Raw genomic sequence first — 15756 nt, forward strand, 5'->3', positions numbered from 1 at the left:
ATAGGCCGCGACGAGCGAGGACCCGAGCCGTGTCGGTCAACATTCAGGCGTACCGAAACGCGGTCACCGCAGCCGAAGCGGCCTTCCGGCTTGCCCTCGCTGGCGGCAAGGAGAGCGCGTTCGGCGTCGCCCTGACGCGGGTGACCTGGGAAATCATGCTCCACGAATTGACTGCGGCGCCGAACTCGGTATTGGTGTGGGAGCGGATGCCGCCACAACCTCCCTTCGGCCTCACCGGCGCCGACGCGTGGACCGTCGCCTCCCAGAAGAAGGCGAGCGAGAAGATTCGCCCGGAGTACGGCTCGCCCAATCAGCAGGTCCGCAAGTACGAGGAGTACTTGAACCTGGCGCTCGAGATACTGAAGTGGGGGCAGGTGCGCCAGGAACTGATCGTCGACAAGCAACGCGGCAAGCAATACCTGATCCTCGGGGCCAACCCGCTTGTCGTGGAAGTCATGCAGGCCGTGTCGGCCGAGCTGATGAATTGGTACCGGGTGCAGCCCAACACGCGGGAGCTCATCGACCAGCCGGCGCGCGTCGGGCTCGCGCGGATGTTCAGCGAGCGGCCGGACATCGTGGCGCTAATCCGGATGGCGGAGAAGCTCCCCCTCGACGTCGAGATCAGCAATGTGCCGATCGACCGGCCGGCATTCGTCGAGGCGGTCGAGTTGGCAATCGGGTTGATACCTGTCGTGGGGAACGCCGTCGCGGCGTACGAGGCGTGGAGCGGTGAAGACTTGTTCGGCTACCACCTCAGCGATGTCGAGCGCGGCGTGCTGGCGGCGTCCGTGCTGCTGCCGGTGGCCGGACGCCTCGTGAAGGGCGGACGCGCTCTCTACACCGAGGCGCGGCTGGTCTCGATGTACGGGCGGGACGCCGCGGCTTGGTCGCGCGTCTTGGGAGCCGGCGCCCGCGGGAGTGCCCAACGACAAGCCCTGGCCACCGTCGGGAAGGCCGACCGGCTGCTCCGCGTCGAGCGCAAGCTCTCCGGGTCGATCGTGAAGGAGGCAGTGGACGCCGTCCCCCGACTCGCCAAGGGCGGCGCCGCCAAGCTGACGACCACGGTCGACTCCGCCGTCGTGACCGTGTTCCGCGAGCTGACCCAGGCGCACCCGACGCTGAAGGTTTTGGACGAGCACGCGATCGGGCGGGTGCTGGCCAGGGGGCCGAACGCCGACCACCTCAAGGGGCAGGTTCTGGAAGAGCTGATCGAGTCGCGAATCGTGCCATGGCTCAGCTCCCGGGAAGGCGGGTTCGCCTTAGGGATCACCGTGCCTGCGGGCAAGAAGTTGGAGTTCGTTCCGGGACACCTCGTGCGCGACAGCGCCGGGCACCAGATCAGTGACGGCCTCCTGGCATACCGGGACGGCGAGAAGCTCGTGATCGCAGCCGTCTTCGAGGCCAAAGCGGGTAAGAATGCAGCCCGCGAGCTGAGCCTCAAGAAGGGCGGCATGTCCTCACTGACGAAGGCCGAGCGCCAGGAATTGCGGGCGAACGCAAAGGACGTCTGGCGCGAGCAGCGCGACGAGGCGTTGGCCGCCGGCGTGCCGTTCAAGAAGACCCTGGACGAGGTGGAGAAGGAGTACGCGCTCTCCGAGCTCGGCGGGCAGGTCCGGCGCGACGTGGAACGGCTCGCGGACGGCGCACGGATCCGGATCGGTACGGAGATGTTCGCGGTGACCGTCTCTCCGACACGCACCAAATTCTTCGGCGTCCTCCCGCGCGACGTGCGCGCGGCTGCTATCGAAAAGCAGTTGAAGGAGTCCGGGTTCAGTTTCGAGATCATCGGCGCCGATATCAAGTCCAAGGACCTTGCCGCCATCGGCGAGAAGCTCAAGCCCCTTGCGGAAAAGCTCGCTGATGCCGCTCCCTGAAACGCCCAAGAGACTCAGCGTCACGGCTGGCCGGCGATCCGGGGGCATCACTCGACGATTACCGTACCGTCGCGACGGTCAAGATAGCGCGAGCGTTCGGTCGTGAGGATCTCCAGCGTTCACCGGCGAGACCGATGCGAGGGCTGCTCCGATCTCTCCATAGTAGAAGAAGGCACACCTGCCCGATGGCCGCTACCAGCGGTCCAGGTCTTCGTGACCGGCGGAGGAGAGGCCGCGGAGGCCGGGAGCGACCCGAAGGACGGCTCAGCCCTATGCGATCGCGCAGTACACCGCGAAGGGCGTGCCCATGCTCTGGCAGGGCCAGGAGTTCGCGGAGAACTGGAACCTCCCCGGCGGCACCGACCCCCGCCGCATCATCTGCAGCCACCCGCTGCACTGGGAGTAAGACCCTGCGACTCACCGCCCGCAGGGACATCGGGTTCATGGAACTGCACTGGCCGGAGATCCCGGCACCAATCGTCAAGGAGGCCCATCGGCTGGAGTACCGGCTGGAACAGGGCTGGCGCCCGCCGGAGCAGTTCGGCGTCAGGATCGAATCCGCAGAAGCGGGCATCGTCCATTCACCGGCGGTAAGCCTCGTCATGGACATCTATCCCGCTATCCGCGTCATCTACGCCCCGGAAGATGAACGGATCGGCCGGAAGCTCATGCTTCATCTCGACAGGCACGGCCGAGACGTGCCTCGTCCTCGGGAGTTTGATCCGCGCCTGCTCGAGGAGGCGGCCCTCCCGCCGAGGTCCCCGGGACAGCCGGCCACCGAGAGACGCTGAGCAGCAAGGAACCCCCGACGCCCCGACCCGCAGGGGTAGGCGTCAGCGGCGGCCCCCGCGGCCGTGCCCGTCCCCAACTGTGCGCCGCGCCTGCGAGCACGACACCACCGCGCCTCGGTCGCGGCCTGATGACCTGTCCGTCCTCGGCGAGTCCCCCGAGGCGGCCGCAGTGCATCCAACGTCTGGTAGCCGCGCTGGGGTCGGTCCAGCACGCTCGCGGCCAAATAGGGGCCAAAAGCGTCCCGCGCTCCCGTCCGGGCCCGGCGCCCCACGGGGATCGATCATCGCCTTCCGTGAGGGATTCGCCGATCCGAAAGCCGCTGCGGCCCAGCAGGAGATCCTGGAGTTGGCCCGCACGGACCCGAAGCAGGCCGGCAGGCTCTATGAGGGACTCGTCGCGGGCGACTTCCAAGGTGGTCACGCCGTACGGAACGCGTATAGCCGCCCAGGTCGACGGATGGACATCGGCACCGAACACGAGGCAACGATCGAAGGGAGAACTGGTGCCTTCAGTGCACGTAAGCTGGACCAGCTTTGGGACGACCTGGTCGACAAGGGCAACGCCACGGTCACTGTGCCCTAACTGTCGCCCGCAGCCCGCGACCAGTTGGAGCGGATGACTGCCCAGGCCAAGCAGCTCATTAGGCGCTCCACGGTGATTGTGGTGCGCGAGACACTGCCGTAGTAGCGGAATTACCCGCGCCGTACTGTCTACACTCACCTCAACCGCGTCGACGTCGGGGCGACTGCGGACGGTGGAATCACGGACTGGAGGGAACCCGCAGGGCTGACTCTTCAACCGCACGGAGATTCATATGTGCTCACTACAGAGGTCCATCGTATTTCTGAGCGGCCTGTTGCTCGTCTGGTTCGCCGGCGTGGATGTGGCGGCTGGGCAGCCGTCGCTCGTCCTGGACCCAGAGTCAGGGAATCCTGGGACGACCGTGACGGTGACTGGATCGTTCCTCGACCCCTGTGAATCCACCGATGCGGAGTGGGACGGTAGCTCCATCGAGTCAGTACCTGACTCGGGTGGTCTGCAAATCACAATTCCAAGTGACGCCTCGACGGGTAGCCACACCTCACCATTTACTGCTATGGACTGCCCGATCCGGATGCCGGCCAAGGCCCGGATGCCGGCTACAACCTGATCGGCACCGCCAGCGAAAATTTCACCGTCGTGGCACCGGAGCTGCGGCTATCCAGGTCCGAGGCTAGACCCGACGAAGTGGTCACGGCCTTCATGACCGGATTTCCGGCTGGATGTACCCCTGTGCTCACGGTCGCTGGTGCGACCGTGAGCACTGATGAGGGTGACACTGGGGCCGACGAACGACGGGTGACGTTCACGGTACCGACCAGCTCTCAACCCGGTGGTGCTCGCGTAGCGGTTCAGTGCGACGGCGAAACCGCGTCTGCTCCACTCGAAATCCTGCTTCCCATAGAGCCCGACCCGGACCCGGACCCGGACCCGGACCCGGACCCGGACCCGGACGAGGATCCCGATCCCGACCCTGACCCGGATCCCGACCCCGACCCGGATCCCGATCCCGATCCCGATCCTGAGCCCGACCCGGACCCGGACCCGGATCCGGGTCCGAGTTCAGAAGCGTCGGCCTTGTTGCGCCCGGACTTCCCGCAGGCACTCCCCACGCCCCAGGAGGTGTCGTGGAGCCCCCGCGCTCTGCTCGTCAGCGCGGCGCTCTTCGCGCTCTTGTTCGTCGTCGTCGGGTTCCCAGCCGAATTATTCAACAAGACGCTCGAGGAAAACCGGCACCGGCTGCCAGCCTGGTGGCGGCGCGACCCGCCGAAGAATGTGGGAGCCCGTTCCCGGTGGCTCGACGGCGCAGTATTCGTTCTCGGTAGTGCGGTTCTGTTGAGTCTCGTCGAGTCAGGAGCCACTTTTGACTCGCAGACCCTGATCCTCGGTCTGGCTTTCACAATCTCCGTCCCACTCACAACGCTGGCTTATGCTGGCACCGTCGAACTGACCCTGCGCGTTGCTGACCCGGCGCCAGCCCGGCTACAGGTACTACCTGTGGCCATTGCGGTCGCGCTGCGTAGTGGTGTCTCGACTGGCACGGTTCGAGCCGGGCTATGCCTATGGATTATTCGCCTACTTTTCCGTTGGCGCCGCGGCGGCGCCCCGCAGAAACCGCGGACAGGGCCCCGCAGTATTGCTCGGTGGTGTCGCCCTGCTCGCGCTGGGGGCGCTCGCGTGGCTACTGTGGTCGTCCGTAGACGCGGCCGCCGCCGAGCCGGATGCTGGTCCGATCGTGCTGTTGGCGGATTCCGCCCTCGCCACGACCGTCGTTCTTGCTTGGCAGGGCTCCGTCTTCGGTCTCATACCCATCTAGTACCTCGACGGGCGCAGGCTAGCTCGGTGGAGCTGGACAGCATGGGCGATTGTATGGGGCGTGTCCGTGGTCCTGCTTGTGCACATTCTGTTCTGGAAATTCCTGCAAGAGGTCGAGAGCCTTTGGCAGCTCTCTCTCGCGCTGATTCCGTTCGTACTTTTTGGGCTGCTGTCGGTGGGTCTATGGGGGTACCTTCGTGCCACCGAACAGGCAATCCCATCCGCCTGACTTACGGAGCGCTCAGGCCTCGGCTCGCTTTGGCAGCTCGGCGGCAACTGCGGGCGGCTGAAGCCGCGTAGCGGTGAGCCTTCTTGTCACGAGTGCCGCAATTGGTCGCAGCGTGGCCGGTCGGTGCTAGAGATCCTCAAGGGCGGCGATCTGCGCCTGCGTCCAGCCTGCGGCATACTAGTCGACGATCGATTTGCGGCCGTGCACGGTGGTGCGGGCATTACCGTGGGACGCGAGAACCTCCGAGCAGGTGTTGGGCCTTCGACAAGCCACACCCCACTCGGAGGTTCTCCTGCGTACAAGCCCGCCCTGCTGACACCAACGTCAAGGCCAAGTACAGCTGATAGCCGTTGACCTCGTTCCCGCGGGAACGTCCTGACGACGTTTCCGCAGTGGACGGGAGGTTGTCGTGGGCTTGCTGCAGGAGGCGCTTCCGGCGTCGACGTTGGTGGTCGCGATCGATCCGGGGAAGGTCATCAACCGGGTCTGGCTGCGTACCGGTGCGGCCGGTGAACTGGTGCCGCCGCTGTCTCTGCCGGTGCTGCGCCCGGGGCTGGAGCAGCTGCACCGGTTGGTCGTCGACCACGCCGGGCCTGCCCGTCCGGTCTTCGCCATCGAGGCGACCGGAGGCCTGCACCAGGCCTGGATGCGGGAGCTCAACCAGCGGTTTCCCGGATCGGTACGACTGTTCGCTCCCTCGGAGACCACCGCCGCACGGGCCCAGCTGGGCTCACGGCGGTTCAAGACCGACGACCGTGATTGTGCGCCGCGCTGACCTATCTGGCACGCCAGGGCCAGGGCCGGCGGGTGCCCGATCAGGTGCAGGACTCCCTGGCCGCCGCGGTCCGGCACCGCCGCGGCCTGATCGCCGAGCACAAGGTGGCCCAGCAGCGCCTGCACGACCAGCTGCACGCGCTCTGCCCCGGCCTGGCCGCCCCCGACGGGCACGGCCGGGCGCTGAAGGTCGACAGCGTCATCGGGCAGGCAGTGCTGGACTGCGCCGCCGCCTTCGCCGGCCGGGCACCCGCACCGCGGTCACTGCGAGCTCGATCCCACGGCCGGATCCGCGATCGCGAGGCGGAGTGCTGGATCGACCGGTGGCGGACCTGTCTGCCGCCGCCGGCCGACGCTTCGGCGCGGGCCGCCCGACTGGGCCGCAGCATGACCCGCTGGCGCGCGCTGACCGCCGACATCGCCGCGGTCGATGGCGAGATCGCCGCGCTGCTGGCCGGCAGTGACGGGCAGGTGCTGACCACGTTGCCCGGAGTGGCCACCGCTCGAGCGGCGGCTTTCGCCGCTTTCAGCCTGCCCGTCGACCGGTTTCCCGACGCCGAGCACCTCTACTCGGCCACCGGCCTGGCCCCGGGCAGCTACCAGTCGGCGACGATCAACCGGCGCACCCCCATCTCCCGTCAGGGGCTGCCCGAACACCGCGATGCGCTGATGAACCTGGCCTGGGGCCTCCCAGCACTGCGGGCCGTTCATCGACCGCCACCGCGAGCTGCGCGCCCGGGGCCTGCGGCCCATTCCGGCGCGCATCGCCCTGGCCCGCCACGCCTGCCGCCTGGCCTACACCCTGCTCAACACCCAACAACCCTTCGACGAACAGCGCTACCGTCGAGCCCGGCACCAGAGCGAGCGGTGACGGCTGCGATAGCTCTGCCGCACGACGGCGCAACCTAGCTTGCCGCCCGCTCGCCCTGGGGCCGCCCACGGCGCACACGAAAGCCTGCCGCTCGACGGCGTCTCATCAGCCTGCCGACCAGGCCCCCACCGCCGGACCGACCACCGCGCTGCCGCCCGAGGCCGGACACCGAAGTGCCCGGTCCGCTCAGGCACGCCCGCACGAGACCGGGACTGCCCCCGGTTCCGTTGACTCTTGACCTCAAGGGCGAAAGCTAGACGCTCTGGCCCGGTCGCTGTCCGGCCACGCTGTCCGGGTCCACGCCGTGTCCTGGGCAACGAGCTAGCGCAGGTGCCGCAGGGTTCCCGTCCTGCTCACATGTCGCAGACGTTCGGTCGGCGCTAGCCTGCGGTGTGGACCACGCACGCGAACTTCTGCGGCGCTACGCAGCGACGTCTCCGCGACGGCCCCTCCTGCGTGTTGTCCTGCTTTACTCTCGCTTGTTTGTTGGATTGCGGCGGACTCTGCTGGCTGCGGAGAGGCTTGAGCCGCGACTCGGGCTTGAGCTAGTCCTGGAGCGGATGCCCGCCCCTGCGTGGAAGTATGGGTTCGTCAGCGTTCTCTCATGGGTTGCCTTGGCCTCATCGGTACCTATCCCCAGGACCTGAACCAACTCAGTGTCGCGGCGTCCCTTGCCATGATTGTCATCGCGGGCATCTTTCTGTGGTCCATAATCCGCGCCATCAGCTCTTCTGTGTATTCGGTAGTGGTGAGACGTGCGGCGTTAAGGCTTGCCGAGGCGTTGGCGCAAGAGGTGGCCGCGAAGCCGAACGCTGTTGCGGACGAGGATCTCGAGTTGCTGCACGAGGCAGCGAGCATATTGGCCGTTAGGTATCTGGATTACGACGGCGCCAACCGTGTGGCACAAGAAGCAGCGCTCTTCGAACGACATGTCATACACGTAGGTCGCGCCGAAGGGGCCACCCCAGTCCGTCGGCGCTGATGGCTACTAAGCCGAGACGCCGAAAGCAGGACCGTGGTCCGCTATATGGGGCGGCTGCCACATTTGTCGCGGCTGTCGTCGCCCTGTGGTCTCCGGTCGTTCAAGACTTCGTTCAAGACCCTTCTTGCTCGATCGAGCTGAAGAACTACGCCGAGGTCTACAACGCTAATCCGGAGGCAATACCTCCGGTGGAGGCCGAAGTAGATGAGCAATGCCAAGTGACTGAGTACCTTGAAAGACTTACTGACCAGGATGAGGAGAATGCGCAGGGTGACTCAGCCGGCGGCTCTAGTGGGTCCTACGGCCCTCCTGCCTAACCCTCTGCCATTACCCCAGCCGGGGCCATGCTCCTCCCATGACCATCCTCAGCGCTTACGACGCTGGCTCATGGGATCAGGTGGACGTGCTGCTGCTGACCGTCCAGGGAGCCACCTACACGGTCGAGGTCGGCTCGTCCGTGCCCGGCCAGGGCGTGCCCTTCCGGGTGCTCCAGTTCGATCCCGAGCCTGCCTGGCCCGTGGCTCCCGCTGCGGACCTGCCCTCCCCGCCGTGGGAGGACGGCTCGGGCTGCACCGACCAGCCGGATACCCCCACCCCCTGACTCCCTTGGAGTAGCAGAGTGATTGCCACCGTCCTGCCCGCCCGTCGCCTGGCCCTTACCGGGGCCTGTGCTCTGGCTCTGCTCGGCGGGGCCATCGCCACCGCGACCCCGGCAGCTGCCGCTGACCCGTTCACGGCCTGCAAGTCCGGCGGGTTCGTCAACTACACCGACCCGCTGACCGGGGAGCCGTTCGCCAACCAGGGCCGGTGCGTGTCTACCCTCGCCCGGGGTGGCGCGATCGTCCCGGTCGCCCCGCCGGTCACGCTGGACATGGACGTGGTGGCCGTCAACCCCTATGTCGCCTCGGTCACTCTGACGATCACGGGGCCGGACGGGGACTACCCGGTCACGGTCACCATTCGCGGGCACACGACCCCGTACACCGTCGCCGTGACCGGCGGCACCGGGTCCCTGACGTTTCCCGCGCCGTTGGGGTCCCCCGTCGTGATCACGGTCGAGGGCCAGACGCTCACCGTGACTGCGACCCCGGACGGATGGTGACGCGACCCCCTCTGCGCGGGGCTCCCTTCACGATTGCGACCGGGTGCGGAGCCGCCGGCGGCGCGTCCGTGGGCCTGGCCTTTTGATGATCGCCGGCTGCGGCCAGATCGTCAGTGCCATGCCAGGCCTCTTGTCCCGTGCGAGCGAGACATGCTCTATCCGGGGACGTCGGGCGGTGCCACCGCACGGGCCCGTGTCCTCAAGCCTGGTCCCTCAGGGGCAGGGAAGAATACGGAGCTGCCGTCACGGGCGCGTCACCGCGGTTCCACCCCATGGCGAGGCAGGAGCCGGCAACCTCGGCCGAGTGGTCGCTTCTCGGAGACCCCCGCGCCCGGTGAGGTGGCGCCGGGCCTGATGGGCTCACGCCTTCCGGCTCGCGGGCGAGTCCACGGGGGTCCTCGATGGGGCGCCGCGCACATAGACGTGTCCTAACCGTCACTTTGACCTCGCCCTGGCCGCCGCCGTGCTGGCCGCCGCGGGCACGCTGCCGGCCGACGCCCCCGACGGCCTGGTCCTGCTCGGCGAGCTCGGGCTCGACGGCTCCGTGCGCCCGGTCCGCGGCATCCTGCCGGCGGTGCTGGCCGCGGTCCGCGCCGGTCACCGCACCGTCGTCGTCCCGGCGGGCAACGCCGACGAGGCAGCGCTCGTCGCCGGGGTGGACGTGCTCGCCGCGGGCACGCTCGGCGACCTGGTGGACCACCTGTCCGGCCGCGCTCGTCTGGTGCCGCACGTCCGCGGGCCGCTGCCCGCGCCGGATCCCGTCCCCGACCTCGGCGACGTCGTCGGCCAGTCGGCGGGGCGGCGCGCGGTCGAGGTGGCCGCCGCGGGCGGGCACCACCTGTTCCTCACCGGACCGCCGGGCGCGGGCAAGACGATGCTGGCCGAGCGCCTGCCCGGGCTGCTGCCCGTGCTCGACGAGCAGGCCGCGCTCGAGGTCACCGCGATCCACTCGGTGGCCGGCACCCTGCCGCCCGGGGCGCCGCTGGTGAGTCGCCCACCGTTCGAGGCGCCGCACCACTCGGCGACCATGGCCGCGCTGGTGGGTGGCGGGTCCGGGGCGATCCGCCCCGGCGCGCTGTGCCGCGCCCACCGCGGGGTGCTCTTCCTCGACGAGGCCCCCGAGTTCCCCCGAGCGACGCTGGACACCCTGCGCCAGCCGCTCGAGCGCGGCACCGTGACGATCAGCCGGGCCGCCGGGTCGGCGACCTTCCCGTGCCGGGCGCAGCTGGTGCTGGCGGCCAACCCCTGTCCGTGCGCGAGCGCGGCGGGCGACGCCGCCTGCACCTGCAGCCCGCTGGAGCGCCGCCGGTACCAGTCGCGGCTGTCGGGGCCGCTGCTGGACCGCATCGACCTGCGGGTGGAGCTCCCGCCGGTCACCCGGGCCGCCTGGCTGGCGTCCGACGCGGCGCCGGAGTCCACGGCGGCGGTCGCCGCCCGCGTGGCCGTCGCGCGGCAGGCGGCGGCTGATCGGCTGCGGGGGACCGGGCTGTCCCTCACCAGCCAGGTCCCCGGGCGGCTGCTGCGCGAGCGCTGGCCGGTGCCCCGGACGGCGCTGGCGCTGGCCGAGCGGGCGCTGGACCGCGGGCTGCTGTCGGTGCGGGGCCTCGACCGGGTGCTGCGGGTGTCCTGGACGCTCGCCGACCTCGACGGGCGGACGGTGCCCTGCGGCGACGACGTCGCCGAGGCGCTGGGCATGCGGCTGCAGCGGGTCGCGGCGTGAGCGCGACCGACCTCGACGAGACCTGGCGGCCGCGCTGGCCGAGCCCGGGTCGGCCTCCGGTGCCGCGGGTCTGCGGCGGGCACGGGCGTGGCTGACGCGGGCGGCGGAGCCGGGGTCGCTGCCCCTCTGGCGCTTCGTCGAGGACGCCGGCCCGGTGGCGGCGGTGCAGGCGCTGCGGAGGGGGACCGCGCCGGAGGCGGTGCGGGCTCTGGTCGGCGTCCGGGCGGCCGAGGACGCCAGCCTCGCCGACCTGCGCCGGGCCGAGCGCTGCGGCGCACGCCTGGTGGTGCCCGAGGACGAGGAGTGGCCGGCGCTGCCCCTGCACCCGCTGACGCTGGCCGCGTACGCCGGAGGAGGCAGCGAGCGCCTCCCCGACCGCACCACCGCCCTGGTGCCGCCGGTCGCGCTGTGGGTGCGCGGCGACGCCGCGCTCGACGCGACGGTCGACCGCTCGGTCGCCGTCGTGGGAGCGCGGGCGTCGACGTCCTACGGCGAGCACGTGGCCGCCGACCTCGGCGCGCAGCTCGGCGAGCGGGGCTGGACGGTGGTCTCCGGTGGCGCCTACGGCATCGACGTCGCCGCACACCGGGGCGCGCTGGCCGCCGGGGCGCCCACGGTCGCGGTGCTCGCCTGCGGCGTCGACCGCGCCTACCCGGCCGCGCACTCGGCGGTGTTCGAGCGCATCGTCGACGGCGGCGGGCTGCTGGTCAGCGAGTGGCCCCCGGGTGCGGCGCCGTACCGACACCGGTTCCTCGTCCGCAACCGGATCATCGCCGGACTGACCCGCGGCACCGTCGTCGTGGAGGCCGCGGCCCGCTCCGGCGCCCAGGCCACCGCGCGCCGGGCCGCCGGCCTGGGCAAGCAGGTGCTGGTCGTGCCGGGCCCGGTGACCAGCGCGATGTCGGTCGGCTGTCACGAGCTGCTGCGGGAGGAGGACACCGGGGCCCGGCTGGTGACCAGCGCCGCGCAGGTCGTCGAGGCCGTCGGCGACCTGGGCACCGACCTCGCCGACCCGGCCGAGCGCCCGGCCTCCCCGCGGGACGGGCTGGGCGACTTCGCCCGGCGCGTCCTCGACGCGTGCCCGGTCCGCGTCGGGGTCAGCGCCGAGCGGCTGGCCGCGGTGGCCGGGTGCGACCCGCTGGAGGCCATGCGGGTGCTGCCCGCCCTGGAGGTCGCCGAGCTGGTGCAGTGGACCGGCACCGGCTGGCGCCTGGCGCCGCCGCCGGGGACGCGGCGGCGCGCGCCCTGAGGAGGGTGGTGCGACGGTTGCGTGGTGGGCAACCGACCGGCGCGGCGCCTTGACCGGGGAACGACGCCGTCGGACGGTCGCACCGTGACCGCCCGCACCGCCGACGCGCGCGCCGCGCTGCCCCCGGCGCTCGCGGCCGCGCTGGAGGGCTACGAGGCGTTCCTCACCGGCGAGCGGGAGCTGTCGGCGCACACCGTCCGCGGGTACGTCACCGACGTCGCCTGGCTGCTGGACCACCTCGCGCGGCGCGGCGGCTCCCGCGTCGACGAGCTCGACCTGGCCGTGCTGCGCAGCTGGCTGGCGCAGGGGCGGACCCGGGGTGCCGGCCGGGCGACCACCGCCCGCCGTGCGGCCGCCGCCCGGTCGTTCACCGCGTGGCTGCGCCGCTCCGGCCTCGCGCCCGAGGACGCCGGCCAGCGCCTGGTGAGCCCGAAGGCCCACCGCACGCTGCCCGACGTGCTCGCGCCCGACCAGGCGCGGGCGGTCGTCGAGTCCACCGGTGGCGCCGAGGACCCGGTGGGCCTGCGCGACGCCGTCGTCCTCGAGCTGCTGTACGCCAGCGGGATCCGGGTGAGCGAGCTCGTCGGCCTCGACGTCGACGACGTCGACCGCGGCCGGCGGCTGCTGCGCGTCCTGGGCAAGGGGCGCAAGGAGCGCAGCGTGCCCTACGGCGCCCCGGCCGAGCGCGCGCTGGACGCCTGGCTGGTCCGCGGGCGCGCCGCGCTGGTCACCGCCGACTCCGGCCCTGCCCTGCTGCTGGGGCTGCGCGGGCGCCGCCTGGACCCCCGCGAGGCCCGCCGGACGGTGCACGCCGCCGTCGCCCGCACCCCCGGTGCCCCGGACGTCGGGCCACACGGGTTGCGGCACTCCGCGGCCACGCACGTCCTCGAGGGCGGCGCCGACCTGCGCTCGGTCCAGGAGCTGCTCGGCCACGCTAGCCTCGCCACGACGCAGATCTACACGCACGTGACGGTCGAACGGCTTCGAGCAGTGCACGCCCAGGCGCACCCGAGGGCCTGACCGGCGTCCGTGACCGACTCCACCCAGTCCAGCGTGCCTCCGCACCACCGCGGGGACCCGAGCCCACCACGAAGCGGGGAGTGCTGACGTTGCCCGAGGCGACCATCCACCGGATCGGCGGCGGTTCCGACGAGGACGCCGACGCCACCCTCGGCGACCTGTGGGCGCAGTACGTCGCCGACCGCGCGCCGGCGCTGCGCGACCGGCTGATCCTGCACTACGCGCCGCTGGTCAAGTACGTCGCCGGCCGCGTCGGCAGCGGCCTGCCCGCGCACGTCGAGCAGGCCGACCTGGTCTCCTACGGGACCTTCGGGCTCATCGACGCCATCACCCGCTACGAGCCCTCGCGCGAGGTCAAGTTCGAGAGCTACGCGATGGCCCGCATCCGCGGCGCGATCATCGACGAGCTCCGCAGCACCGACTGGATCCCGCGGTCGGTCCGCATGCGTGCCCGCCAGTTCGAGCGCACCGTCGCGGCGCTGGAGAGCACGCTGCGGCGCAGCCCCACCGACGAGGAGGTCGCGGCGGCCATGGAGATGGACGTCGAGGAGGTGCGCAAGTTCCTCGGCCAGCTGTCCCTGGTCAACGTCGTCGCGCTCGACGAGCTGCTCACCGACGACGACGGCGGCGCACCCCGCCTGGTCGACACGCTGCAGGACGCCAACGCCCTCGATCCGCAGGCCGTCGCCGAGCACGGTGAGGCCCGGCAGCTGCTGGCCCGCGCCGTCGAGCAGCTGCCCGAGCGGGAGAAGGTCGTCGTCAGCCTCTACTACTTCGAGGGCCTGACCCTGGCCGACATCGGCCGCGTCCTCGGCGTCACCGAGAGCCGGATCTGCCAGCTGCACACCAAGGCGGTCCTGCACCTGCGCACCAAGCTCGCCGACATCGCCTGAGAGCCGACATCGCCTGAGAGCCGAGATCGCCCGAGAGCCGGCATCGCCTGAGCCGGCATCGCCCGACCGGTCAGGGGCTGAGCGGCAGCAGGCGCACCCGGGGCGGGCGCAGCAGCGACAGCGGGTCGAGGTAGGTCTCGCCGCGGCGCAGTCCCCAGTGCAGGCACGCCGCGGCGGGGCAGCCCTCGTGGCCGGCGGCCAGCGTCCCGAGGGCGTCGCCGCGCCGGACCTCCTGTCCGGCCGCGACGGCGGGTGCGACCGGCTCGTAGGTGGTCCGCAGCCCGCCGGCGTGGTCGACGCTGACCACCGGCCGCCCGGCCACCATCCCCGCGAAGACGACGATGCCGTCCCCGGCTGCGCGGACCACGGCGCCCGGCGCCCCGCCGAGGTCGGCACCGCGGTGCCCCGGGCCGTACGGCGAGGGCGGGGGAGCGAAGGGCCGGGTCACCACGGGCGGGTCGCCGAGCGGGGACCCCCAGGCCGGCGTCGGGGTCGGGGCCGGTGGCGCCGGACCGGCACCCGCCGGCACGGGTGCCAGGGCGGCCGCGGTCGCGACCAGGAAGGCGAGGAGCAGGCGTGCGGCCACGTGCCCGAGGCTCGCCGACCGCGGGCCGGTCAGGGGTCCGGCGCCCGGACCTGTGGACGGACCCGACGGCGGGGGAGGAGCCCGGGGCACGCCGCGTATGCTGTCGGGTGCGACCCGTCTGCACGGGTCGACTCCGCGCGTCCTCTCCCCGCCTCGACGGCGGGGGCAGCCCACCTCGGTCCCGGTCCTCCGGGTCGGTGGCGCCGCAGGACGCCAGGGCGGGCCGTCACCCGGCGCCCGCGTCAACCGAGGAGCGTGGCCGCCCGGCGGCCGCGCGTGAGCACGAGAGGCTGCGCCTCCATGGCAGTCGTCAGCATGAAGCAGCTGCTCGACAGCGGCGTCCACTTCGGGCACCAGACCCGTCGCTGGAACCCGAAGATGAAGCGCTTCATCTTCACCGAGCGCAACGGCATCTACATCATCGACCTGCAGCAGACGCTCGGGTACATCGACAACGCCTACGAGTTCGTCAAGCAGACGGTCTCGCACGGCGGCTCGATCATGTTCGTCGGGACCAAGCGCCAGGCACAGGAGGTCGTGGCGGAGCAGGCGCAGCGCGTGGGCATGCCCTACGTCAACCAGCGCTGGCTGGGCGGCATGCTCACCAACTTCCAGACGGTGCACAAGAGGCTCCAGCGGCTCAAGGAGCTCGAGGACATGGAGCAGACCGGCGTGCTGGTCAGCCTGTCCAAGAAGGAGCAGCTGGTCCTCAGTCGCGAGAAGGCCAAGCTCGAGCGCAGCCTCGGCGGCATCCGAGACATGTCGAAGGTCCCCAGCGCCATCTGGATCATCGACACCAAGAAGGAGCACATCGCCGTCGGCGAGGCCCGCAAGCTGGGCATCCCGGTCGTCGCGATCCTCGACACCAACTGCGACCCCGACGAGGTCGACTACAAGATCCCGGGCAACGACGACGCGATCCGCAGCATCGCCGTGCTGACCCGCGTCGTCGCCGACGCCGTCGCGGAAGGCCTCATGGCCCGCTCGGCCGCCCAGGCCAACGCCGGCCGCGAGGACGGCGCCGAGCCGGCCATCGGCGAGGCCGAGCCGCTGCCGGACTGGGAGCGCGAGCTGCTGACCGGCGGTGCCGACGACCAGGCCGACGGTGCCGCCCCGCTGCCCGAGACCCCGGTCGCCCCGCCTGCCGTGACCGCCGAGGAGATCGCGCCGGTCGAGGGCGTGCCCGCCACCGGCGACACCGCCACCGGAACCCAGGGCGCCCAGAACGGCTGACCCGACGGCGCCGCCGTCCGCCCCTCCCGGGCGGGCGGCGGCGCCGCGGCACGTCCGCACCACCCATCCAGACCCG

Annotated in this window: 14 protein-coding genes and 1 pseudogene; 14 read left to right on the forward strand and 1 reads right to left on the reverse strand. The window is 71.2% G+C overall.

Annotation, left to right across the window (positions count from 1 at the left end):
• The first annotated feature begins 29 nt into the window (after positions 1-29).
• The 13 genes and pseudogenes from BM165_RS22255 to whiG all read left to right on the forward strand — a co-directional run bounded on the left by BM165_RS22255 (position 30) and on the right by whiG (position 13861).
• Positions 30-1874, forward strand: a complete 1845-nt coding sequence (locus BM165_RS22255; protein ID WP_075015737.1) for a pre-toxin TG domain-containing protein — start codon at positions 30-32, stop codon at positions 1872-1874.
• 443 nt (positions 1875-2317) lie between these two features.
• A complete protein-coding gene (locus BM165_RS22260; protein WP_075015738.1) occupies positions 2318-2665 on the forward strand; it encodes a hypothetical protein in 348 nt (115 codons plus the stop codon).
• 2417 nt (positions 2666-5082) lie between these two features.
• On the forward strand, positions 5083-5250 hold the full coding sequence (locus BM165_RS25005; RefSeq protein ID WP_177225285.1) for a hypothetical protein: 168 nt from the start codon (positions 5083-5085) through the stop codon (positions 5248-5250).
• A 409-nt stretch (positions 5251-5659) separates the two neighbouring features.
• Complete coding sequence (locus tag BM165_RS22270; protein ID WP_075015740.1) at positions 5660-6025, forward strand: hypothetical protein; 366 nt, start codon at positions 5660-5662, stop codon at positions 6023-6025.
• On the forward strand, positions 6010-6933 hold the full coding sequence (locus tag BM165_RS22275) for a transposase (RefSeq protein ID WP_075015741.1): 924 nt from the start codon (positions 6010-6012) through the stop codon (positions 6931-6933). The genes BM165_RS22270 and BM165_RS22275 overlap by 16 nt, the downstream gene beginning before the upstream one ends.
• A gap of 566 nt (positions 6934-7499) precedes the next feature.
• Positions 7500-7877 carry a hypothetical protein gene (locus BM165_RS22280; protein WP_075015742.1) on the forward strand — a complete coding sequence of 126 codons (378 nt, stop codon included), beginning with the start codon at positions 7500-7502 and terminating at the stop codon, positions 7875-7877.
• A 355-nt stretch (positions 7878-8232) separates the two neighbouring features.
• Entirely contained in the window at positions 8233-8478 is a 246-nt protein-coding gene (locus BM165_RS22285; RefSeq protein ID WP_143108291.1) for a hypothetical protein, read from the forward strand.
• Between the two features lie 18 nt (positions 8479-8496).
• Positions 8497-8979, forward strand: coding sequence for a hypothetical protein (locus tag BM165_RS22290; RefSeq protein ID WP_075015744.1), 483 nt, complete (start codon positions 8497-8499; stop codon positions 8977-8979).
• Positions 8980-9427: 448 nt separating this feature from the next.
• Positions 9428-9604: pseudogene (locus BM165_RS26245) on the forward strand (magnesium chelatase domain-containing protein); the annotation flags it as partial.
• 96 nt (positions 9605-9700) lie between these two features.
• Positions 9701-10699: a YifB family Mg chelatase-like AAA ATPase gene (locus BM165_RS26250; protein WP_348271799.1), complete on the forward strand. Its 999-nt coding sequence runs from the start codon at positions 9701-9703 to the stop codon at positions 10697-10699.
• A gap of 154 nt (positions 10700-10853) precedes the next feature.
• Positions 10854-11948, forward strand: coding sequence for a DNA-processing protein DprA (dprA, locus tag BM165_RS22300; protein WP_280140749.1), 1095 nt, complete (start codon positions 10854-10856; stop codon positions 11946-11948).
• An 84-nt stretch (positions 11949-12032) separates the two neighbouring features.
• Entirely contained in the window at positions 12033-12968 is a 936-nt protein-coding gene (locus tag BM165_RS22305; protein WP_075015746.1) for a tyrosine recombinase XerC, read from the forward strand.
• A gap of 80 nt (positions 12969-13048) precedes the next feature.
• On the forward strand, positions 13049-13861 hold the full coding sequence (gene whiG / locus BM165_RS22310) for an RNA polymerase sigma factor WhiG (RefSeq protein ID WP_244274402.1): 813 nt from the start codon (positions 13049-13051) through the stop codon (positions 13859-13861).
• 70 nt (positions 13862-13931) lie between these two features.
• Here whiG and BM165_RS22315 read toward each other — a convergent pair whose 3' ends face one another.
• A complete protein-coding gene (locus BM165_RS22315; RefSeq protein ID WP_244274404.1) occupies positions 13932-14447 on the reverse strand; it encodes a M23 family metallopeptidase in 516 nt (171 codons plus the stop codon).
• A gap of 300 nt (positions 14448-14747) precedes the next feature.
• On the opposite strand from BM165_RS22315, the gene rpsB reads away from it, so the two are divergent.
• Positions 14748-15680: a 30S ribosomal protein S2 gene (gene rpsB / locus BM165_RS22320; RefSeq protein WP_075015747.1), complete on the forward strand. Its 933-nt coding sequence runs from the start codon at positions 14748-14750 to the stop codon at positions 15678-15680.
• The last annotated feature ends 76 nt before the right edge of the window (positions 15681-15756 follow it).

Origin of the sequence: Geodermatophilus obscurus (assembly GCF_900115395.1) — a bacterium.
GTDB lineage: Bacteria > Actinomycetota > Actinomycetes > Mycobacteriales > Geodermatophilaceae > Geodermatophilus > Geodermatophilus obscurus_B.

Coding starts and splice junctions, on each gene's coding strand:
- BM165_RS22260 (WP_075015738.1), top strand. CDS start 2,318: ATGGAACTGCACTGGCCGGAGATCCCGGCACCAATCGTCAAGGAGGCC.
- BM165_RS22280 (WP_075015742.1), top strand. CDS start 7,500: ATGGGTTGCCTTGGCCTCATCGGTACCTATCCCCAGGACCTGAACCAA.
- BM165_RS22285 (WP_143108291.1), top strand. CDS start 8,233: ATGACCATCCTCAGCGCTTACGACGCTGGCTCATGGGATCAGGTGGAC.
- rpsB (WP_075015747.1), top strand. CDS start 14,748: ATGGCAGTCGTCAGCATGAAGCAGCTGCTCGACAGCGGCGTCCACTTC.